The sequence below is a fragment of the Paenibacillus agaridevorans genome (assembly GCF_018604145.1).
GTDB lineage: Bacteria > Bacillota > Bacilli > Paenibacillales > Paenibacillaceae > Pristimantibacillus > Pristimantibacillus agaridevorans.
Genome location: NZ_CP075889.1, coordinates 4,305,996 through 4,329,657, shown reverse-complemented (window position 1 = coordinate 4,329,657; position 23,662 = coordinate 4,305,996). Strand labels below are relative to the sequence as shown.

Sequence of the window (23,662 nt, the reverse complement as noted above, 5' to 3'; positions counted from 1 at the left end):
AATGAGACAAAGTTGGAGTTTGGATGGAGAATGGCAATTCCTGATCGATCCGCTTCAAGCGGGAGAGAGGGAAAGCTGGTACGACAATGAACAGCCATGGAACGAGGCGAGGAAGGTAACCGTTCCTCATATCTGGCAGCGGGAAGGCGGAGAGCTGGTCGGCTACCACGGCGTGGCCTGGTACCGCAAGACGATCAGCTTGCCCGGCCGCGACAGCGGCAAGCAGCATTACATCTGCTTTGACGCGGTAGACTACCGCTGCGCGGTATGGTGGAACGGAGCCTATATCGGCGAACATGAGGGCGGCTTTACGCCGTTCGAATTCTCCATTCCTACCGGGTTGATGCAAGAGGAAAACCAGGTCGTTTTGAGCGTATTCGATCCGAAGGATAATGCGGAGATTCCGATTGGCAAGCAAGGCAGCTGGTACACCCGGGTGAGCGGAATATGGCAGTCGGTAAAGGTGGAAGAGCGTGCATCCTCCTACGTAGAAAGCGTGTTGGTCACGCCTGATCTGGACGGCATGAAGCTGGGATTGCGGGCAGAGCTGCTTGTCTTCGGCGGGCATGACTTGAAGCTTGACTATACGATTCGCCCTCATGCGCTGGGGGAAGAGAACACATTCGAGGCGGCCAGCTACAGCGGCGAGTTGGGCGAACTGGGCGAAATCCGCTCCGAGGGGCTTAACCGGTCGATTCAAGTTCATTGGGACAAGCCGGTTCCCGGGATGCTCCTCTGGTCGACGGAAGCGCCGCATTTATACGAGATCGAAGTTTGCTTATCGGATGCGGGCGGCGTCATTGACCGGTTTGTTTCGATCTTTGGCATGCGCAAGGTAGAGCAAAGAGACGGCCGCATTTATGTCAATAACCAACCTGTCTATATTCGGGGGGCGCTGGATCAAGCTTTTTATCCCGATTCCATCTACACGGCAGGTTCCGTTGATGAGATACGCAAGGAGATTGAGCTGGCCAAGCAGATGGGCTTCAATTTATTGCGCAAACATATCAAAGTAGAAATCCCGGAGTACTTGTATTGGGCGGATCGGCTAGGCATGCTCATTTGGGCGGAGCCGCCGAACTTTGTAAAGTGGACCGAAGCGGCGAGAACCCGATTTGTGTCGGAGATCGAAGCGATGCTAAAACGGGATTACAATCATCCTTCTATTATTATATGGTCCATTTATAACGAAGAATGGGGCCTGGAGTGGGATCTGGAATTTGATGTCGAGAAGCAGCAGCATGTCGCGGAGCTTTACGATTGGATGAAGGAATGGGATCCTACCCGCCTGATCTGCGATAACAGCGGATGGACGCATATCAAGACGGACATCAATGATCATCACCGCTACTTTGCCTGCCCCGAGCAGTTGGATGAGTGGAGAGAGGATCTGGATGAGCTGTTGATCGGCAACCCGGATAAAAACTTTGTAGCGCCGTATCGGTCCCAGGGGGAGCCGATCATTGTATCCGAATTCGGCGTCTGGGGACTGCCGAGCGTGGAGCGGTTGAAAGACTTTTATGACGGCAACGAACCTTGGTGGTTTATCAATCAGGGCGAAGAGACCCATCAGGACGACTATAAGAAACCTACGACGGCTCTGGACAATATGGACAAGTTCGGCTTGGCAAGCGCCTTCGGCGATTTCGAAACTTTAGCCGTTCATTCGCAGCGCCGCATGTTCCGCGCGGTCAAGTCGTTAATCGAGGAGATGCGGAAGCGTCCTGCCATCGGCGGCTACGTTGTCACCGAATTTACCGACATCGAGTGGGAAACGAACGGATGGCTGGATTTCCTGCGTCAACCTAAGGAAGGTTTCGATCGCCTGATCGACTTTAATGGCGCCTGCTGCGTATTTGCCGAGGTGGAGCGTGCGAATCTATGGTCGGGCGAACAAGTCTCTTGGGAGCTGGTGCTGACTAACGACGACGGAAAACGGATGTCCGGCGAGGTCAAGTGGTCCTTGGCGAACAGCGCTATGCAAGGCACGGTGCAAGTAGAGGTCGACGACGTATGGAAGCAGCTTCCCGGCGCGATTACGTTTACCGTGCCTGAGAGCAAGGAGGTACTCGCGGAGCGTCTGGTGCTGGAATGGATCGTCGAAGGAAGCTGCGTGGCCCGCAACGAATACGAACTGACCTTCACTCCGAAGCAGCTAGTAAACGCCGATCGGGAGTCCGCCGTGGCGATTCACGGGTTAAATGCGGGTTTCCAGGAAGCGTTGGAAGCCAACCGATGGGGGACGGCCGCTACCGGTACCCTAACGAACGAGGCTGTTATGGTAACGGACTGCCTGGACAAGGAAGCGGAGAGCTTTGCGCGCCAGGGCGGCAGCGTGCTGTTCCTTGCCGAGAAGGGAGACGGCCTTAAGGCGTCTGGCCCGTTTACCTTCAGGCAGCTCGCTCCCGGCGAGAGCTGGCCGAGAGCATCCTCCATGAATTACGTGGATTCCCGTTGCTTCGATGGACTGCCGCTGCTGCCCGAGATGGGCTGGGAGCTGGAAGGTTTGTATCCGGACTACGTGCTTCCGTTCGGCGATTATAAGAAGGTAGGCGTAAAACGGACGGTTAATATGTTTGGCAATCCGGGCACCGCGGAAGCCGGGGAAGTTATATCCGGCTATTTCCAGGGATGGCTCGGACAAAACGGAGGTTCGATCGTACGCCATCCGCTCGGCAAAGGTTATGTGACGGTCGTGACCTGGAAGTTGATCGAACGTTATGGACATGAGCCGATGGCTACAATGATTGTCAATCGTCTACTTCATATTGCAAAGGATGGGACTCCTTATGAAAATTAAATCGATCGAATTATTTAAAGTTCCTCCCCGTTGGCTCTTCCTCAAGATGACAACGGATGACGGACTAGTCGGTTGGGGCGAGCCTGTCGTCGAAGGTCGTGCGGATACGGTTCGCGCTGCCGTCGAAGAACTCAGCTCCTATCTGATCGGACAGGATCCCATGCGGATTGAAGATCTGTGGCAAGTCATGTACAGAGGCGGCTTCTATCGCGGAGGACCCATCCTTACGAGCGCCATCTCGGGCATCGAGCAAGCCTTGTGGGATATCAAGGGCAAATTTTACAATGCACCTGTGTATGATCTGCTCGGCGGTTCCTGTCGGGACAGCATCCGCGTCTACAACTGGATTGGGGGAGACCGTCCAAGCGACGTTAGAGAAGCGGCCCAGAAGCAGATTGATGCAGGTTTCACCGCAGTAAAGATGAACGGTACGGAAGAATTGCATTACATCGATTCCTTCGACAAAGTGCAGGCGGTTCTGGATCGCTTATATACGGTTCGCGAAGTAGGCGGCCCGCAATTCGGCATAGGCATCGACTTCCATGGACGCGTGCACAAAGCGATGGCAAAGATTCTCGCCAAGGAGCTGGAACCTCTGCGTCCGATGTTTATCGAGGAGCCGGTGTTGCCCGAGAACAACGAAGCGCTGAAGGAGATTGCCAGATACACATCTGCTCCCATTGCGACAGGCGAGCGCATGTATACGCGTTGGGGCTTCAAGGAGCTGCTGCAGCAAGGGATCGTCGATATTATCCAGCCGGATGTTTCCCATGCCGGAGGAATTCTGGAGACTCGCAAAATTGCGGCGATGGCTGAAGCATACGATGTTGCTCTCGCGCCGCATTGTCCGCTCGGACCGATTGCTTTGGCTGCTTGCCTGCATGTCGACGCATGTTCCCCGAATGCTTTTATCCAGGAACAGAGCCTGGGTATTCATTATAACCAGGGAAGCGACCTGCTCGACTATTTGAAAGACCCGAAAGTGTTCGGATACGAAAACGGTTTTGTTAAGATACCGCAAGGCCCGGGACTCGGAATTGAAGTGAATGAAGAGAAGGTAAGAGAGATGGCCCAGATTGGCCATGACTGGAAAAATCCGTTATGGCGCAATGCGGACGGCACTGTGGCAGAGTGGTAAACTGTCCGCCGGCAGAGCTGTGCCGGCATGTACATCTCGTTATGTATGTCCTATAATGCTGCGGTTTGCAGCAATCGCACGGACGGAAGCGTTCGCTACTGATTCTATCAGTAAGCGGACGCTTTTTCTGTTGACGACTACATTGCAAAATAGTAAAAAACCGCTTTGTTTGGTAAAGTGAAAGTGCGACCTATCTGTAGAGTATTGCATGTAGAACAAGGAGGAGCCTATGTCCTGGAGCAAATTGAAACAAAACCTGGATAGTTTTCTTAGTCCTGCGTTAAGCGGAAGGGTCGAATACCGTTCGACCAGCTACCGTTATTTACCTGACAAAGCAGGGCTTTGTTATATTGCAGTCGATAAAAAGAATGTATTTAATATGACGGATGCAACGAGCTTGATCAAATGGTATAAGACGGAGCTGGAAATTAAAAATGATCCGGATATTCAAATACCTGTTAGCAATGAAGAAATTGAAGCAGTCAGAATGGAGACCAAGGGAGGAGTTCCCGAGGATCGCCTGATCGTCATTGCGAGAAATAGAAAAATAACAAATTACGCCAAGGAAATTTTGTTGGCGCAGACAACATTAAGCAAATCCAATTTTATCGTTGCGGCCAATACATTTTTATCCAGTCCTATAGAAAAAAGCTTGGAGAGCAAGGATATCTTGCCCAATATATTAGCTTTGGTGGACAGACGCGTTGGCAAAAAACGACTATTGAACATGGCCGAAAAGATGAAGCTCAAACATCCTGTTGTGCAGTTTTTTTATGAGCTGCGGCTCAATTGATATGTTTCGCAATAATGGACAGGTCTCGAAAAAAAGTGTGTAAAAGAAAGCATTTTGTGATAATCTATTTGAGAAATCGATTACTTTTCTTGTCGTTTCTAGCTATACTATTTATCAATAGGCGTCGTAGCGATATTTACTGACGCAATAACGAAAAATAGAAAGGGGTTTTACATGCGATCTTTGTTTGTTATTGGAGACAGTATATCCATTCAGTATGGTCCTCATTTAAAATGGATGGTTGAAGGCGCATATCGCTATGACCGCAAAAGAGGCGAACAAGAAGCGCTTGCCGATCTGGATCGACCGGCAGGAGCGAACGGGGGAGACAGCTCGCTAGTTCTGGAATATTTGCAGAAGGAAGATGAGAAGGGGACTCGTTATGATCTCTTGTTACTCAATTGCGGGCTGCATGATATCAAGACGGATATGAGTACTCGCTCCATCCAAATAACGGCTGAACAGTATCGAACGAATCTGGAAGAGATACTTGCTTTATCAATCAGAATGGCGAAGGAAACCGTATGGGTTCGAACGACGGATGTAGTGGACCGGATTCATAATGAGCGGAGTCAGCTTTTTTTCCGATACCACCGGGATGTAGTTGCTTACAACGAAATTGCCGATCAGGTTTTTGGACAACGCGATGTACCCATCCTGGATTTATATCGGTTCTCGCGCATCTTCGGTGAATCTGCTTATAACGATCATGTGCATTTCACGGAAGAAGTCAGACGGCTTCAAGCGGCATATATTGCCGGTTTTCTAGACTCGCATTTAAAAGAAGGAGATTAACCGCTATGATTATCCCTCAACGTTCCAAGCTAGTAATGATTGGCGATTCGATTACGGATTGCGACAGAGCAAGACCGATAGGCGAAGGCAAAGGCGACACTTTGGGTCATGGTTATGTTTCCCTCATTAATGCATTAATAGAAGCTACATATCCCTTGCATGAAATCCGTATCGTCAACATGGGGGTGAGCGGTAATACTGTTCGTGAGTTACAACAGCGCTGGCAAACCGACGTATTGGATTTATCTCCGAATTGGCTGTCCGTTATGATTGGGATTAACGATGTTATGCGATATTTCAATCGCCGCCACTTGCGCGAGATGCATATCTCAATAGAAGAGTATGAAAATACCCTGGATGATTTGATTGCCTCCGCCAAACAAAGCAAGGTGGAAGGCGTGATCCTAATGACGCCATTCTTTATAGAACAAAATAGCAGCGATCGACTTCGCGAGATGACGGACAACTATGGAAAAGCGGCCAAGAGGGTCGCTCAGCGTCATAATGCAATATTTGTTGATGTGCAGCAGGCCTTCGATCAATATTTGGAGCACCATTATTCGTTGGAAATCGCCTCGGATCGGGTGCATCCTACACAAATCGGTCATATGATTATTGCCCGTGCATGGCTTCAAGCTTTAGGTTACTCTTGGGAAGGTTGAGCCGGTTACTTCTGATCGAGTTCATTCGAAAAAACGTCCATGAATAAATCCTCCTCGGTCAGACCTAGGAGGATATTTTTGCTTGTCTAAAAAAATGTAGCGAATCACAAATGCCGAATGGGTGAGTTGTCCGCATTCAATAGAAACAAAACAGAAAACGATTGCTTTCGTGCGATTTCTATTGCTATAATCAAGGAAGCTGTAGAAGCGTATCTAGGAGGAACAGACATGGCAACCATATGTTTGCTGCAAGGTGCTGCTGAGTTAGAAGAGGCGATACAATTGGCCGATCATGTGTTTCGCAATAATGGACAGGTTTCGATGGGAACGGCCTATCCCGCTATTTTCTCACCAAGCCTGGGACAGTCATTCGGTGTGTTCGAAGAAGACAAGCTGGTCGCTTTTATGGGATTTGTTCCAGCTATTATACAGATTGAGAAAGCAAGATTGCATATCTATTCTGTTGGAGCGGTATGCACGCATGAGGAAGCAAGAGGAAGAGGCTACGCGAGCCGGTTGATGTCAGCCGTCATTGAGCACGCCCATGCATCAGGGGCGTCGCTTATTCTGGTGTCGGGTCATCGTTCCATTTATGCGCGTGCCGCATGTTATTCATTCGGCAGCATGAAACGATATGTGCTGGATGCAAGCCATATGCCTGCTCGGAATGGTCAGAGCGCCGTTTCCGGAATTCACGTGAGAAATCTGCAGCCGACGGATTGGTTTCGACTGACCGAATTGGCAAGGTCAAGGTCCAGCCGCTATGAGCAAAGCTTGACAGATTTGGCCGTGTTGATCCATAGCGAAGCTTATGCAAGTAATATGAAGTTTCACCATCAGGTTTGGGTCGCGGAGAGCGAGGGGAACGCGGCGGCTTTTGCTGTAATTGCCGTGCCAGGCAACAGCAAGGAATCAGAGCGTCCGTCATTTGTAGTAGAGTGGGCTGGCGACGTTGAGGCGTTTTTCGCTATTTATGCTCATGTTATCGCAACGGAGGAAGTGAAGCGGCTGCAACTTCAAGTGAATTGGTATGAGAACGAACTGCAGGAATGCCTAACCACCATTCCCGGCGAGTCTCTGCCGAATTCGGGTTTGGTTCATCTGGTCAATCTAGAGCAATTATGCGCTCAATTGGATCCTTATTTGAGAGATAGAGGAGGATCGGCCGCGGAACTGACAAGACAGCTCGAATTGCTCGATGATGAGCAGCGTATTCAAGCTTTGTTCAACATGCCTGCCGCCGATGGAGCGGGAATAACTGGATTGCCATTGCCGTTCCCATACACGGTAGGACTAAATTATGTGTAGGGGACATTTCATGTCATCAAATATTGATTCTAACGGAGGGTATCATGAGTAAGCCAACAACAATACATGATATAGCCAAAGCGGCGAATGTCTCATCGGCGACGGTGTCGCGAGTGCTCAGCAATAGCAGTTATCCGGTTAGCAAAATAAAGCGTGAGCGCATACTATTCCTTGCCAAGGAAATGAATTATGTTCCCAATCTGCTTGGCAGGCAGCTGAAAGGAAGCAGAAGTACGACAATTGGGGTTATTGTTCCTTCCATCATGAATCCGTTCTACTCGTCGGTTTTGTTCGGAATCGAGGAGATCGCCCGGAACAATAATTTTACTGTCATCGCCTGCAATTCGCTTCATGATCCCTTATTGGAGGATGAGTATATCCAAACCATTATGGAGAAACAAATTAAGGGGCTTATTATATCTTCGATCTCCAGCGATAAATCCCAGCTCAAAAGTATGATCAAAGCCGGTGTTCAAGTCATAGCAATTGATCAAAAGATTGAAGAAGATCGGATCAGTCAAATCGAATTCGATTATCAGAAAGGCGGATATTTGGCGACGAAGCATCTTCTATCGAAAGGACATAAACAGATCGGTTATGTGACCTCGAAGCTAGACCGTCCCAGCCGCAAAAGTATATCGAATGGTTACATGGAGGCCATGAAGGCAGAAGGACTAACTCCTATGCTGGAGGAGTCGAAGACAAATTTCTCGGATGATGCGTTGTCTGAATTCGATACCGGCAAGCTCTTGACGAGAAAGCTGCTGGATGCTCCGAATCCGCCGACAGCGATATTTGCTTGTAACGATATGATGGCATTCGGCGTCATTAATGAATTGTCGGAACGAAATATTCGAGTGCCTCAAGATATATCCGTGATGGGGTTTGACGGCATTGACTTTGGCCAGATGATGAATCCGCAACTAACAACAATTAAACAGCCGGATTATGAGATGGGGAAACTGGCTTGCAAAATGTTGCTTGATAAAATGAATGGGGAAGACGTTCCGTCGTTCGATATTATTCTGCAGCCTGAACTGCTGGAACGAAGTTCAGTCGGTCAATGTCAGGGGCAGTAAATTCGTCAGAGCGAAGGGGCATTTAGATTGGGATTATAGAAATTAGTGTGCTATAATCCAATTCTAAAAAGTACTCGATTACTAAAATGCACAGGGCGGAGTCGAATATTTAACCGAGAATACGCAAGGAAAAGGCGGTTATTTCAAAAAACATTGCTATGTAAGGGATTTCATGATACAATTCAAATAGAAATCGATTGCTTTATCTTTTTCTAAACATAGTAACGATTTCTGAAATATACGTTAAACATGGTTCATTAAACGAAAAGGGAGCTGGTATGGTTTGAAGAGAAGGACTGGTTTGTGGATGATGATGTTAGCGTTGGTGTTAGTGTTCACGGCATGCTCGTCTGGCGGCGGTAGTTCGACTACTGCGCCATCAAGCGCTCCTTCGCCAGGGGGGGAATCCTCTGCTCCGTCAGAAGAACCGCCTAAGCAATTATCGTTAAAGATTGGATTGCCGGGCAGTTATGAAGTTACGAAGAAAGAGATTATTGACAAGTTCATTGAAACACATCCGCATATTACGGTGGAGATTGAAGAAGCGCCATGGGGAGATTTTGTATCCAAGATTGCAACACAAATCGCAGGGAATACCATGCCTGATGTATGGTTTCAAGAGAATGCCACGATCCTTGGTTATGGCAAACGCGGAGTTGCTGAAGATTTGAAGCCTTATATCGAGCGTGATCTGGATGCTTCGGAATATATTGACGCTCTATTCGCGGCGGGGACACTGGAAGGTAATGTGTGGGGTATTCCTCACGGCATCAATTCAGTAGCGCTTGCTTACAATAAGAGCGCATTCGAAGCGGCTGGTGTTGATTTGCCGACAGATGACTGGACATATGCGGATTTGATAGAAGCAGCTAAGCAACTGACGGTTAAAGAAGGCAAAGACACAAAACAATTTGGTTTCATTGGCAGTTCTTCTATTACAACAGGCTGGTTTCCATGGATAAAGCAAGCTGGCGGCATGGTTCTTGATGACACTAAAACCAAATCGATGCTTGATGATCCAAAAACGCTTGAAGGATTGAATCAATTGCGTCAAGGCATTGAAGAAGGTTATTTTACGAATGGTGATTATATAAAAGCAAATGGCGGCGAGCTGGAAGTGTTCGCAACCGGCAAGTCACCCCTGTATATGATGCAGTACAGCCAGCAAGTGGCTATGAACACGAATTTCCCGGATACGGATTGGGATGTTGTGAAGGTGCCGAAAGCGGTAGATGGCAAACGCTATGTGCCGATGGTTACGAATTCCTGGCTGGTTTCTTCCCGGGCATCGGATGACAGCAAAGAAGCGGCATGGCAGTTCCTGAAGTTCTATCTTGGTGATGAAGCGCAAACCATTCTTGCCGAAAGCGGCGCATCACTGCCGGTAAAACAATCTGCTTACAGTGTGATTGACAATAGCACGACTAAACCGCTGAATAAGAAAGGGTTCACAGAAGGTGTGTCCGAAGGTGGTACAACACTGGATGAGAATGCTAGCTGGGCAGAGTGGAGATTGCTCGTTCAGCAAGAAGTGAATGAAGCGATTGTACACAGAAACAAAAGTGTGGAAGATGCTCTGGCATCCGCCCATAAGAGTGTGCAACAAGTATTGGATGAGAATCAATAATTAACTAGTTTTATATGGTTGAAAGGTGCTGGCTCGCTAGGACTAGCACCTTTCAATGTATAGAAAGGCAGGTACTTCATGCGTAAACAAAATTACTGGGGTTATATATTTACGCTGCCGTTTGTTATTAATGTTGTTGTATTCCTGATATTTCCGGTTGCTTTTTCCGCGTATATTTCGTTTACTCAGTACGATTTGTTTAATGCTCCCAAGTGGGTGGGGTTAACGAACTGGATTAACATTATTAATAAGGAAGAATTTCGGATTGCTATGCGAAATGTATTCGCATTTGCGCTTATTTTCGTACCCCTTCAAACATTATTTGCGTTCCTGATCGCCTTTCTGCTCAATCAGGCGATTCGCGCCAAGGCACTATTTAGATTACTTTATTTCATGCCTGTCGTAACGCCATGGCTTGCAGGGGGCGTTGTTTGGGCCTGGATGTTTAACTATCAATATGGTGTTGTTAACTGGTTTCTCGGTCTGGTGAATATTGATCCTGTTCGTTGGCTGGACAGTAGTTCGTGGATTGTCGTTATTACCAGTGTTGCGCTTGTAAGCGTGTGGAAAGGCTTGGGACAATCGATGATTATATTGTTGGCAGGCATGCAGAATGTTCCCAAGGAAGTATTGGAAGCAGGGCAGATTGATGGCGCCTCCGGCTGGAAGCAACTGACTCATATCGTCTTTCCGATTGTGACGCCAATGGTTTACCTGGTTGTTATTCTATCTACAATTTCTGCATTTCAGGCATTCGATGTATTCCTTGGTTTATTCGGAAGTATTCAAGTCGGTCTTCCGAAACAAAGTGTGGTGCCGAACTTGATTGTGTATCGAGACTCGTTTGTGCTATTCAAGATGGGACCTGCATCAGCAATGGCCTGGATCCTATTCTTTGTCATTCTTGCGGTGACATTAGTCCAGCGCAGCTTTGAGAAGAGGTGGGTGCATTATGACTAAGACCACTCCCCTGCCGCTTAAAATCATAATTTACCTGTTTTTATTAGTTGGCGCTATTGTCATGTTTTTTCCTTTCGTCTGGATGGTTTCAACATCGTTGAAGACAAGCGGGGCAGTGGCAGCGATGCCGCCGCAGCTTATTCCCAATCCCATTGATTTTGGGAACTTTGCGGAAGTTTGGAATAAAGTCAATTTTGGGCGTTATACGCTGAACAGCTTTATTATTGTCACCCTGGATATGATCGGAGCATTGCTGTCCTGTGCCATTGTTGCTTTCGGTTTAGCGATGTTTCAGTTTAGGGGACGCTCTCTTATTTTCACTATTATGTTGGCAACTCTGATGATTCCTGGTCAAGTGACCATGATCCCGACTTATTTTATCTGGAAACAATTCGGTATGCTGAACACCTATTCTCCGCTTATTATTCCAAGTTTTCTGGCGAGTGCATTCGGTATTTTCCTGATGCATCAATACATTAAGGCGCTGCCTAAAGAGCTTTATGAATCGGCTGTCATAGATGGTTGCAGTCCTCCGGGCATATTCGCCAGAATTTATTTGCCGCTATGCAAACCGGCGCTTGCGGCGCTTGGCGTGTTTACTTTCATGGGCGCCTGGAATAATACGCTGGGACCGCTTATTTATTTGCAATCGAAAGAGTTATATACGCTGCCGCTGGGGATTTTGTATTTGAAATCAGAAAATGTGAATCAGGCGTTGCTTATGGCCAGTGCGGTGATTACGACAACGCCGGTATTGATTGTATATCTGGTTGCGCAGAAGCAGTTCGTGCAAGGAATTGCATCTACAGGTATGAAAGGTTAGGACGAGGAGAGGGTCACCATGACGAAGAAAAAATACGTGATTGTCGGTGCGGGCGGAAGGTCGCTGTATATGTTCGCAAAGCCGATGGCCACGGAATTGCAGGAGTATGTGGATTTTAAAGGTGTGTTTGATACCAATCAGACGCGTGCGAGACTATTAAGCGAAGAGTGCGGTCGAGTGCCTGTGTATAATGATTTCCATCATATGCTTGGTGAAGTTAAACCGGATGTCGTTGTGGTTGCTACTACAGATTACACGCATCATCAATATATTATTGAATCGCTTGAAGCCGGGTGCGACGTTGTGTCCGAGAAGCCGATGACGATTGATGAAGAAAAGACGCGGGCCATTCTGGAAGCTGAGCGGAAGAGCGGCAAAAAAGTAACGGTGACATTTAATTTGCGGTTTGCGCCTTATTTTTCAAAAATAAAAGAATTAATCATGAGCGGGACAATTGGCGAGGTCCATCATGTCCATTTGGAGTGGTTCCTTGACCGCGATCATGGTGCGGATTATTTCAGAAGATGGCATTCCGAGATGAAGAACAGCGGCGGCTTGCTGGTGCACAAGTCTACGCATCATTTTGACATTATCAACTGGTGGGTGGACAGCAGACCGAAGCAGCTTCAAGCTTTTGGAGCCCTGCAAGTATACGGTGATCAAGGTCAGCCAAAAGGCGAGCGTTGCATGACGTGTGAATATACAGCAACCTGCGAGTTTTACAAGGATATTACGCAAGATCCGTTCATGACAAAATATTACGCAGAAGCCGAGCATGAAGACGGCTATTGGAGAGACCGCTGCGTGTTCGATGAACGTGTAGATATTTATGACACGATGAGCGTCAATTTGCAATACGAGAACGGGGTATTCCTCACTTATTCCTTGGTAGCCTACAGTCCGTATGAGGGGTGGAGAGCGACTATTAATGGAAGCAAGGGGAGGCTGGAAGTCGGCAATATATATCGTGATGCTAATATGAGCGCGGTGGGTGTCGACACAATCAAACACTATAAGCTGGATGGTACTTCAGAACTTATTGAGGTGTCCGCGCAAATGGGCGGGCATGGCGGCGGCGATGCCAAGCTGCGCGCGGCGATATTCGCAGGCGGTGTGGAAGACCCGCTTGGTCAACAAGCGGACAGTTTGGCGGGAGCGTATTCTTGCTTGATCGGAGCGACGGCGAACCGTTCTATTGCGGAAGGAAAACTGTTGCAGGTACCTGACTTTCGGTTGTTGCATCACTAAGACAAAACGACAGGGTTCAATTACCTATGCACGGGAGCGTTGGATATGACAGAACAGATCAGGGAGCTTGAACGTTATGTGTGTTCGTTGTATTGGACAAAGGAGCAGTTGCCGCGACATATCTATAAGCGTGCCGATCAAGCTTTTGAAGCGGGCGATGAGCAGCGGGATCGCATAGATAACTGCGAGAGTTTGGAAGAACGCCGACAAGCAATGAAGCAGGCGTTCATCAAGTCGATTGGCGGCTTGCCTGCCATTGATGCTCCTTTGAACGCTGTTGTTGTGAATACAGTCGTTGCCGAAGGCTATACCGTGGAGAAAATAGTCTTCGAATCAAGACCGAAGGAATATGTGACGGGAAATATGTATCTGCCTGCGCAGAGAGCCGAAGTCTCGCCCGCTATTTTGTTTCTGAGCGGTCATTCCTTGGAAGCCAAACATGATAGCACTTACCATGAAGTGTGTTTGCGTATGGTGCAGGCAGGATTCATCGTTTTCGCTGTTGACCCGATTGGTCAAGGAGAACGTATGACATTGCTGCATGATGAAGAAGGGCGAGAGGTATGGGGGACGGCAGAACATCAGCGTCTGGGCGTTCAGTGTCTTGCGCTTGGGCAAAGCGTTGCCCGTTATTTTATTCACGATGCGATGCGTGCGGTGGACTACCTGGAGTCGCGTCCGGATGTGGATCATACGCGAATCGGAGTGACAGGCAATTCCGGGGGCGGGACGCAGACGGCGATGATGATGGTATGTGATGAGCGGATTGCTGCCGCTGCGCCTGCGACCTTTATTATGAACAGACAACAGTATATGCATGCCGGAGGTGTGCAGGATGCGGAGCAAGTATGGCCGGGACTAAGCGGCCTTGGATTTGATCATGAGGATCTGCTTCTGGCTTTTGCGCCAAAGCCGCTGCTTGTCTGTGCCGTGAAATATGATTTTTTCCCGATTGAAGCAACACGTCGCACAGTTCAGCGTTGCTGCCGGTTCTGGGAAATGCTCGGATACGGGAAAAGATTGCGTTTGGCCGAAGATGACTCCGTGCATAAATACACAGATATGCTGGCTATAGAGGCGGCGGATTTCTTCGCTGAGCATTTGCTGGGGCGTAATGAAGCCGAACGGAATTTGTATCGAAACGAGATGAAGCGAAGCAAGCTTGCTCCGCTTGCGGCTGAGCAATTGAAGTGTACGGCAAACGGGCAGGCGAATCGGGAATATGCGGATGCCAGAACGGTTAGTGATGCCTTCACAGTTCATGCCGCGCGGCTTGCGGTGACCCGTGCTTCTGCTGAGAATGAGGGTGCGGCCAGAGAATGGTTGCAGCGCACCGTGCTGGCTGACCGTGAACGTTGCGAGTTGAACGCTCGTTTTGTCCAATTGCCGTCTCGCGATGGTCTGTGTATCAGGTATGCGTTATGGTGGTCGCAGCCGGAAGTCATGAACAGCGGATATTTGTTCAGCTCAGGTGAGCATGCGGAAGTTGCAGATGGGCATGGCTGTTCAACACCAATCACAATTGCGTTATGGCCGGGCGGTACGGCCAATTTGGAGTGGCAGTGGAGCTGGATTCAATCGATGTGTGCTTCGGGGCGTACGGTACTGGTTCTTAATGTATCTGCCGTGGGACCGCATGAACCGTGCTTGCTTTATGGACGATCCAATGACCGATTCTTTGGCATGCTTCATAAGTTTACGGATGAATTGATTTGGCTGGGTGACAGCTTGGCGGCGCTGCGTACTTATGATGTGCTTCGGGCAGCGGATTTTGCAGCATCTTTGTTCAACAACAGCGGCGGTCAGATTGAACTGTACGCAAAAGGTTTGTTCCGCGTATATGCTGAACTGGCTGCCGAACTGGATGCAAGACTTCACCAAGTATCTTTGTCGGCAGACGGCAACTCGCCATCCATCGCTCTATCTGATTGGTTGGCGCAGGGAATAGTGGATGACCGCGACGTAATGAGCGTGATTATACCTGGAATATTGCAATATTATGACGTACAAATAGATCAGCTATAGGTTCAGGATAAGGTAAGGAAATGGGGAGAGCTCGATGAAGCCAATTACAATTGCATTGATCGGAGCGGGTCTTAGAGGGATCAGGTACGGTGAATATGCCAGCAAGCGATCGCATGAGATGAAGATTGTAGCTGTGGCCGAACCGGATGATGTTAAGCGCAATCGTGCAAAAGAAGCATTTGGTATCCCGGAAGAGAGATGCTTCAAAACGTGGGATGAGCTGTTTGCTGCCGGCAAGCAAGCGGATGCGGCATTTATTTGCACGCGAGATAAAGATCATTATGTGCCAGCTATCAAGGCGATGGAAGCGGGCTACCATGTCATGTTGGAGAAGCCGATGTCGCCGGATTGGGAAGAATGTGTGGAACTTGAGCGTGTAGCGGATAAACATAATCGTATTCTGACTATTTGCCATGTGCTGCGTTACGCGCCTTTCTTCCAGACGATCAAACAATTGCTGGATGAAGGCCGGATTGGCCGCTTGATGTCGATTCAATATAATGAGAATGTCGGGTATTGGCATCAGGCTCACAGCTTCGTGCGGGGCTATTTCAATCGTGTGGACAATTCCAGTCCCATGATTCTGGCCAAATCCTGTCATGATACAGATATTATCCAATGGTTCGCAGGCGGAAAGTGTTTGAGCGTTTCATCTTATGGACATCTGTCCTATTTCAACAAAGAGAATGCTCCGGAAGGGGCTCCTAAATATTGTATCGACGGTTGCCCGGTGGCCGATTCGTGCGTCTATTACGCGCCGGATACGTATATGATCGAAAATGGCGGCTGGAAAGCGGAAGCGGCAAGTGCCGATCCCCGTTTCGAAACGATGTATCAAGCAATGAAAGAAGGTCCATTCGGGCGTTGTGTATTCCAAAGCGACAATGATGTCGTCGATCATCAAGTCGTGGCGATGGAATTTGATAATGAAGTGACAGCCGTGTTTACGATGACCGCATTTACGGAGAAATGCAACCGCACGCTCAAACTGATGGGGACAACGGGCGAGATTCGGGCGACGATGGAAACGAATGAAATCGAGATTCGTACGTTCGGAGCCGACCGAACCGATGTAATCAAGCTTGAGGAAGCGGATGGACATGTTGGTCATGGCGGCGGCGATGCTCGGCTTGTACAGGACTTTGGGCGAACTGTTCGAGCTGCGGCATCGGGTCAGGGGACGAGTGAGGGACGAACATCAGCCAAAGTATCGGTACAGAGTCATCTGATTGCGTTTGCCGCAGAACGTTCCAGAGTAGAAAAAAGAATGGTGCAGCTAGAGGAATTTTATGTAGGAGGGCAATTATAGTGAAAATTCATATCTTTGAATCAGCAGATCAATCCGGGTTGGAGGCAGCTCGCGAGAGTGCAAGAATCATCAATGAAGCGATAGCGGTGAATGGCACAGCCAGAATTGTGCTTTCGACGGGAGCATCGCAGTTTGAATTTTTGGAGCATGTTGTGAAAATGGATATCGCCTGGGAGAAGGTGGAGATGTTCCATCTTGACGAATATATCGGGTTGCCGGTAGAGCATCCCGCCAGTTTCCGCAAATATTTGAAAGAACGCTTCTTGCAGCATGTAAATATAGGAACGTATTGGCTGGTGGATGGCGAAGGGGATACCAATGAAGTGCTTGACCACTTGAACCGGGAAATCAGCAAGGCTCCGGTCGATCTGGCGTTGATTGGCATTGGAGAGAATGCGCATATTGCGTTTAATGATCCGCCGGCAGACTTTGAGGATGAGCGGCCGTTCAAAGTGGTGGATTTATCGGACACTTGTAAAATGCAGCAGGTTGGCGAAGGCTGGTTCGCAACGATGGAAGACGTGCCGAAGCAAGCCATCTCGATGTCGGTGCAGCAAATTTTGAAGAGCCGCAATATTATATCGGTTGTGCCTCGTCAATCGAAAGCGCGTGCGATTCAAGACACGTTGAAGAATGAAGTTGACGTGAATACTCCAGCCACGATTATGAAAACCCATGCCAATTGGAGCTTGTATCTGGATAAACAGTCTTCTTCGCTCATTTATGCGTGGTGCTGAAGCGGAGGCTATGGAGATGAAATGGCAAGGGAAGCTGACAACTACAGGCGAAGCTGTGCAAGTTGAGGCGGAGCGCGGTGTGATTACGGGGGTGACCCCGTTAGCCGCCCCTTCCTCGCCATCGGCGGCAGACCAGCAGCTGTTGCACCAGTCATTGCCTTGGATTTCGGCAGGTTGGACGGATCTGCAAGTGAATGGCTTTGGCGGGCATGATCTAAACGCAGAGCAGACAACGTTTGAAGATATCGAGGGCGTGACCCGAACACTGCATGCCAAAGGCTTGACCACTTACTTGCCTACTGTGATCACCGGAAGCTTTGAGCGGATGCATCAAGCGATGTCGGTTATTGCCGACTATAGCCGTACAAATCAATATGCGGCTGCTTCGATAAGAGGCATTCATATGGAAGGACCGTATATATCCAGTGAGGACGGAAGCAGAGGCGCGCATCCGCGCTTCCATACCCGGGACCCGGATTGGGAAGAGTTCAGGCGTTTGCAGGATGCTGCCGAAGGACGAATCCGCATGGTGACCTTGGCGCCGGAACGTGCCGGGGCTGCCGCGTTCATCGAACGCTTGGCGGACTCCGGCGTAGTCGTGGCGATCGGGCATACGGCGGCAACGGCTGAACAACTGAATGAGGCCGTTCGTGCCGGAGCGACGTTATGTACGCATTTGGGCAATGGTTCGCATCCGATGCTGCCGCGCCATCCGAATTACATTTGGCATCAATTGGCGGATGATCGGCTATGGGCGGCGTTTATTCCGGATGGCCACCACCTGGTTCCTCCGGTGCTGAAGGCCATGCTCAGGGCCAAGCGGGAGAAAAGCATCCTGGTGAGCGACACCACACAGTTCGGAGGCATGCCTCCCGGAGAATACAGCAGTCTGATCGGCGGTAAAGTCGTACTGCATGAGAACGGCTGGCTGCATACGGCAGCGAATCCGGATATTTTGGCGGGTTCTGCCGCCTCTCTCGACACTGGTATCGCTAATGCGATTCGTTATACGGATATGGAATTGGCAGAAGCGGTCGAAGCTGTGACGTTAAGACCCGCGAAGGTGATGCGGGATGAGCAGGCAGGGCGATTGCAAGTCGGCAGTCCGGCCGATTTAACGTTGTTCGATTATGATGAACAGAGCGGTAAGATTTTGGTCAGAGAGACTGTCGTGTCAGGAAAGTCGGTGTTCACAGGGTAACTGAATAACTATTCGATGGGTCTGTTCGATATCAAGGGAAGTTTGACTTGTGGAACAGACCCTGTTCAAAAAGGACTTATAGCGGAGTGCTTTCTGTTTGAAGAGTATATCTTTGAATTGAAAAATTGGGATATATGCTATCAAACTAGGGGTATTCAGCAGGTTGGAGGAGACAACTAAAGTAGTGGGTTTGTACTGACATAAAAGAAAACGATTTCTTTTATGTTTGCGAGCAAATGATCAGTCCACCAAAAGAGCAAGGGAGGGGAAAAGAAAGTTATATGACTTGATCCGAGGGGATCGCATGGGTGTTTTGAGAGTAACAATATTGTATTACAGGGAGGAAAAAGATGATGAACTTGAAGAGAGTATCAGAGAAGCCTTCTGTCATACTATTTTTCTTTGTATCTTTAATCATAATTTTGTTAACGCTTACAATGATGGGCCGTTCGCATGTGCATGCGGAAGAGATAGCAGGGACGGTGATTATTAGTGACAGTGAAGCTCATGCTGTTATTCTTATTGCGGACGATGCTGATGCCGTAACGCAAGATGCCGCCGACACTTTGGTCGAATATTTATCTAAGTCAACAGGAGTAGAACTCCCTGTGCATAAGCTAGGTCAATTTGATGAGTCGGCTTATGATGAGTCCGTCGTTCGCATTCAAATTGGCGCCGGCTCTTATCCGGCAGATCAGCATGTTGCCGACGGATTGGAAAATTTGCATCCGGACGGTTTTTTCATCCACCCGGACGGTGATTCCCTTACCATTGTGGGTCCGACATCAATCGGAACACGCAACGGCGTAGTTGACTTCCTTGAACGTTATGTGGGAGTAACCTGGTTGATGCCCACTGAGGACTGGGAAGATGTGCCGCAATTAAATGAAGTGTTGCTTCCCGAGCAAGATGTACGCGATGAACCCACTTTCATGACTTTGCGCCGCACGATCAATATGGGAAGTACAAGCAAGTATGGAGATGTTCGCAAGAAGTGGCTGGAACGGAACAGGACGGTATCGGAACAACCCATTGCATTGGGGCATAATCTGTATGCTTTGTTTCCAGTAGAAATATATGGGCAAACCAATCCGGAGTTCTATCCCAACAATACTCCTCCGGCACCGGGAGCGATACACGGCTGGCAGCCTTGCTTTACTGTACCGGGAACGGTGGACGTAGCTGTTCAAAGAATTAACGCTTATTTTGATCGAAATCCGGAAGCAACCTCGTATTCTTTGGCCGTCAATGACAAACAAGGTTATTGTGAAGATGTGCCCGGTCATCCGGACAGACCTGACAGGATAAATTCTTACGGCAGAACCCATATGTCTGAAATCTATTATAAATGGGTTAATGATGTGGTTGAGCGAGTGCTTGTCGAACATCCGGATAAATGGTTTGGCGTCTACGCTTACGATCAAGTTGCAGAGCCTCCTCAATTTGAATTGAACGAACGAGTGATTCCGGTCATTACGAAAGACCGTCTTGCCTGGATGGATGATGAGGTCAGGCAAAGAGAACAGGATCTGATGGATCAGTGGGGCGAGGTTGCTTCACAACTGGGCTGGTATGATTATATGTTGAGTTACCACTACCCATTGCCTCGCGTGTATCCGCATTTACTGGCTGATTTGTATGAATATGCAGAACAAAACAATGTTCTGGTACATCATTGGGATATGCACCCTGTACTGGGAGACGGACCTCAGCCATGGATTATTGCAAAATTGCAATGGAATCGGGATCAAGATGTAGATGAACTTTTGGAACATTGGTATGAACGCGCTGTTGGGGAGGAAGCTGCTGCCGATCTAAAAGAATATTTTGAAATATGGGAAACATTTTGGTATGAGAAAGCGGTAAATAGCGGTTGGTTCCAAATTTCCAAGGATTATATTTACTTATCATTTAATGAGAATGGATATCTTGCTTTGGCGAAAGATGAGATTCGAAGGAGCAGAGAATTACTTGACTCGGTGCTCGCCAAAGCAGAAACGGAACAGCAAAAATTACGGGCGGAGCAGTTGCTTCATCAGTTTGAATACTATGAAATTTCAGTTTTGAGCTATCCGGGTAAAATAGATATGCCAACAACGGAGCAGGAAGCTCTGGACATATTGGATGAGTTGGAGCAGACGTTGGAATTTCGGTTGAACGTGGTTCAACGCCGTAATGAGTTGCTTGCGGAATACGAAGAGATCCCTGCATTGCGATATCCTGCTACTCCGGTTGGAGAGAGCTGGTCGGGATGGAATGCGTATGAATTTTGGAACTTGGTGAAATATATTGAGCAGTATGAGCCCGAGGGCGGGATGATAACGAATGCGTTGCAATCCCTATTGCAGAGTTATGAAACGCCTAAACTGAGAGAGTTTTCAAGATTGCTGCTGGCGCTTGATTCAGTGACATCCTTGTCGATGAATCCTTCTTTTACGTGGGGCGGCACCAAGCCCGATTCCTGGAACATTTGGAATCCGCATCAATCCGCGCAAATTACGAGGGTGACTGATGAGCAGGGAAATAGCAGTATGCGTTTTGAGAATACGCAAGCTGGTGGGGTGTATCAGACGATCCCGGTCACGCCAGGATTGCTGGCGTCTTCGGTTCGTTACTATACCCCTGAGGGCTCGGAGAGCGGCGGAACACTGCAAATTGTTATCGAGGCCTACAATACTGCCGGAAAAAAACTTGTATATAGATCGGACAGAGTCGCTTTTGCAGATACAGCCGGAACATGGGCGACTGTGAATTTCCTGGAAGAATTGCCGGAGTATTTTAATGGCGGCGATCTTACCAGCATTTTGATCAATACACAAGTCAGCAATACGGAAGATGTTGTTGTACATTTAGATGATTTAGTTGTTTATCAATCCGCATCTTCCGTGGGAGATTTGAGGCCGCTCGTCGATCGTTTGGCTGAAGATGAAGTAGTGTTGGCGTCAGACCTGCTGCAGCATCTCGATCTGGCGGAAGGTCATTATGATCAAAATGAACTGGCGTCTTATATACAACAGTTAGCTCAATTCTTGGCCCTATTGGAACAGCGGATGGAAGAGGGGGGCCCGAACGAGCTTGTCGATGTCCTCTATAGTGATGGCAATAAAATATTAAACCAATCTCTTGCCGTCCAATTGGATTCAAAGGATATACGTGTAAGTGTCAGAGGAGCGCATCCGATTGCGGTTACCTTGCACAACAAAGAAACGCAGCCGCTTGAACTCTCGTTGGAAGGTATAGTGCCGGAAGGAATGCAATTGGCGTTCAACAACCCTGTTCAGATACCAGCCGGTCAGAAAATGACCATTTCAGGCAATCTGACCATTACTCCGGAATTGGAAGAAGATCGGTATGATGCTGCATTGGTAATCATGATAGGCGGAGTGCCGATAAAAACGATTGATTTTCAAGCGGAGTATACCAGCAACCTGATTGGAAATCCGGGTTTTGAGAATGGCGATCCCAACGATCCGACGATTCCGATTGGCTGGACAGTGGGGAGTACCGGTGCCAAACGCGTGGACGAAAAAGCGCATAGCGGAACTTATTCGTTTAAATTTATACCGGATTCGAGCGTGGTAAAGCAGAGCCGATCAAACAATGTCGCAGTTGTGCCCGGTGCAACATATCGCGTTAGCGGCTGGATATACAGTCCGTCAGGGCAAGGGCAATTCGGGATACGGGAGACGAATACAAGCGGTCAAACCATTCTCTATACGTATTTAGGGGGTGTTCGAGCTGTCGATGATTGGGTGTATTATGAAAGAGAAATCACGCCTCGAAGCCAGACCGAAATTTTACAACTGTACTTCCGCATACCGGCATATGATGGTTCTCCGGTATGGTTTGACGATATGAGATTGGAAATCGTTGTTGAAGAGGGAGAGCCGATACTGCAAAGTATTCAAATTGCTGATCCCCTTGCTTCGTTGGAAGTCACTGAGACTGTGCAGTTGCAAGTGATAGCTGCGTACAGTGATGACAGCAGCGAAGACTTAACAAATGGTGTTACGTATGCAAGCAGCAATCCGAAGATAGCAGAAGTAAGCGCGAGCGGTGTTGTTACGGCTAAGGCTGCGGGAACAACGACGATAACTGCGACATATGAAGGATTGACGGATTCGTATGAGCTGGTTGTTGTGAATGCAAAAGAAGAACCCGAGTTGCTTCGTCTGGAGTTGAGCGGTCTGGACTTGTCTGCCCCGGCGGGCGGCTCAGGACGGATAACGGTTCATGCTATTTACAGTGACGGTACAGATGAAAATGTAAGCACAGAGGTTGTGTATTCAAGTTCAGATCATGCAGTTGCTGAAGTGCTCTCTGATGGGATTGTGTTGTATAAGACAGCGGGTACGGCATTCATTGGTGCAGCCTATGGCTCGCATACTGCAGAAGCGGTATTGGTAGAAGTCATCGGTACTGCGGCAAGCAATGCTGCTCCGGGCAAGCCGACATTGACCGATAATAATGGTCATGATACAGGGCTTCGCGATGGCGATTATACCATCACAATGAATATGTGGTGGGGAAACAACGGTGTTGTTTACCGTTTGTATGAGAATGATGTATTAATAGAAACAAAATTACTGAGCGATCAGTCGCCGGGAGTGCAAACAACGGCAACCGCTATTAGCGGCCGGGCGAACGGTATCTATGTGTATCGCTCAGAATTGATCAACGGTTTTGGAGTGACGACCAGCAATATATTGACAGTCACAGTGACTGATGCAGCGCCGGGTGTTCCGGTTCTCTCTGATGATAACTGGGATGGAGACGGCAATTACAAGATTACAATGAATATGTGGTGGGGAACGAATGGAACCGCATATCGTTTGTACGAGAACGGAGTGCTGATCGACGAGCAGTCTCTTGTTGCGGCAACGCCAGGTGCGCAGACGGCACGGACACAGATCAATGGCAGGCCAGCCGGTACGTATGAGTATCGCGTGGAGCTTGTTAATGATGCCGGGGTGACTTCCAGTGCAATCAGGAGCGTAACCGTGAGGAATACTTAATCACGAGAGAAGGCTGTCCAGAAACCAGTGGAAACTGGCTGCTGGACAGCCTGTTTTTCTCATAGTCCTATTTATGGTGTGCCTCTAATTTGCACTTCCTCGCTGCCGATAGACTTGAACTTGATCGCGCCCTGCTCAGGCG

16 protein-coding genes are annotated in these 23,662 nt (G+C 48.6%); all 16 read left to right on the top strand.

Going from position 1 to position 23,662, the window contains the following annotated elements:
* Position 1: 1 nt before the first annotated feature.
* The 16 genes from KJW29_RS18020 to KJW29_RS17945 all read left to right on the top strand — a co-directional run bounded on the left by KJW29_RS18020 (position 2) and on the right by KJW29_RS17945 (position 23,520).
* Positions 2 to 2,800 (top strand): glycoside hydrolase family 2 protein, encoded by a 2,799-nt coding sequence (locus KJW29_RS18020; RefSeq protein WP_214630836.1) that lies wholly within the window; start codon positions 2 to 4, stop codon positions 2,798 to 2,800.
* Positions 2,790 to 3,938, top strand: a complete 1,149-nt coding sequence (gene dgoD / locus KJW29_RS18015; RefSeq protein ID WP_108994839.1) for a galactonate dehydratase — start codon at positions 2,790 to 2,792, stop codon at positions 3,936 to 3,938. Before KJW29_RS18020 ends, dgoD begins: the two co-directional genes overlap by 11 nt.
* A 229-nt stretch (positions 3,939 to 4,167) precedes the next feature.
* Positions 4,168 to 4,731 carry an SF0329 family protein gene (locus KJW29_RS18010; protein ID WP_214630835.1) on the top strand — a complete coding sequence of 188 codons (564 nt, stop codon included), beginning with the start codon at positions 4,168 to 4,170 and terminating at the stop codon, positions 4,729 to 4,731.
* Positions 4,732 to 4,905: 174 nt separating this feature from the next.
* A complete protein-coding gene (locus tag KJW29_RS18005; RefSeq protein ID WP_214630834.1) occupies positions 4,906 to 5,526 on the top strand; it encodes an SGNH/GDSL hydrolase family protein in 621 nt (206 codons plus the stop codon).
* Between the two features lie 5 nt (positions 5,527 to 5,531).
* Positions 5,532 to 6,188: an SGNH/GDSL hydrolase family protein gene (locus KJW29_RS18000; protein ID WP_214630833.1), complete on the top strand. Its 657-nt coding sequence runs from the start codon at positions 5,532 to 5,534 to the stop codon at positions 6,186 to 6,188.
* Positions 6,189 to 6,416: 228 nt separating this feature from the next.
* Positions 6,417 to 7,496 (top strand): GNAT family N-acetyltransferase, encoded by a 1,080-nt coding sequence (locus tag KJW29_RS17995; RefSeq protein ID WP_214630832.1) that lies wholly within the window; start codon positions 6,417 to 6,419, stop codon positions 7,494 to 7,496.
* Between the two features lie 44 nt (positions 7,497 to 7,540).
* Complete coding sequence (locus KJW29_RS17990; protein WP_214630831.1) at positions 7,541 to 8,575, top strand: LacI family DNA-binding transcriptional regulator; 1,035 nt, start codon at positions 7,541 to 7,543, stop codon at positions 8,573 to 8,575.
* Between the two features lie 283 nt (positions 8,576 to 8,858).
* On the top strand, positions 8,859 to 10,202 hold the full coding sequence (locus KJW29_RS17985; protein ID WP_246608766.1) for an ABC transporter substrate-binding protein: 1,344 nt from the start codon (positions 8,859 to 8,861) through the stop codon (positions 10,200 to 10,202).
* Between the two features lie 78 nt (positions 10,203 to 10,280).
* Positions 10,281 to 11,162 carry a carbohydrate ABC transporter permease gene (locus KJW29_RS17980; RefSeq protein ID WP_214630830.1) on the top strand — a complete coding sequence of 294 codons (882 nt, stop codon included), beginning with the start codon at positions 10,281 to 10,283 and terminating at the stop codon, positions 11,160 to 11,162.
* Complete coding sequence (locus tag KJW29_RS17975) at positions 11,155 to 11,985, top strand: carbohydrate ABC transporter permease (protein ID WP_214630829.1); 831 nt, start codon at positions 11,155 to 11,157, stop codon at positions 11,983 to 11,985. Before KJW29_RS17980 ends, KJW29_RS17975 begins: the two co-directional genes overlap by 8 nt.
* 18 nt (positions 11,986 to 12,003) lie before the next feature.
* The gene (locus tag KJW29_RS17970) at positions 12,004 to 13,233 is read left to right on the top strand and encodes a Gfo/Idh/MocA family protein (RefSeq protein WP_214630828.1); all 1,230 of its coding nucleotides are present in this window, start codon (positions 12,004 to 12,006) and stop codon (positions 13,231 to 13,233) included.
* Between the two features lie 45 nt (positions 13,234 to 13,278).
* The gene (locus KJW29_RS17965) at positions 13,279 to 15,258 is read left to right on the top strand and encodes an alpha/beta hydrolase family protein (protein WP_214630827.1); all 1,980 of its coding nucleotides are present in this window, start codon (positions 13,279 to 13,281) and stop codon (positions 15,256 to 15,258) included.
* Between the two features lie 34 nt (positions 15,259 to 15,292).
* On the top strand, positions 15,293 to 16,567 hold the full coding sequence (locus tag KJW29_RS17960) for a Gfo/Idh/MocA family protein (RefSeq protein WP_214630826.1): 1,275 nt from the start codon (positions 15,293 to 15,295) through the stop codon (positions 16,565 to 16,567).
* The gene (locus KJW29_RS17955) at positions 16,567 to 17,304 is read left to right on the top strand and encodes a glucosamine-6-phosphate deaminase (protein ID WP_214630825.1); all 738 of its coding nucleotides are present in this window, start codon (positions 16,567 to 16,569) and stop codon (positions 17,302 to 17,304) included. Before KJW29_RS17960 ends, KJW29_RS17955 begins: the two co-directional genes overlap by 1 nt.
* A gap of 16 nt (positions 17,305 to 17,320) precedes the next feature.
* Entirely contained in the window at positions 17,321 to 18,505 is a 1,185-nt protein-coding gene (locus tag KJW29_RS17950) for an N-acetylglucosamine-6-phosphate deacetylase (RefSeq protein ID WP_214630824.1), read from the top strand.
* 350 nt (positions 18,506 to 18,855) lie between these two features.
* A complete protein-coding gene (locus KJW29_RS17945) occupies positions 18,856 to 23,520 on the top strand; it encodes a DUF4838 domain-containing protein (protein ID WP_214630823.1) in 4,665 nt (1,554 codons plus the stop codon).
* The last annotated feature ends 142 nt before the right edge of the window (positions 23,521 to 23,662 follow it).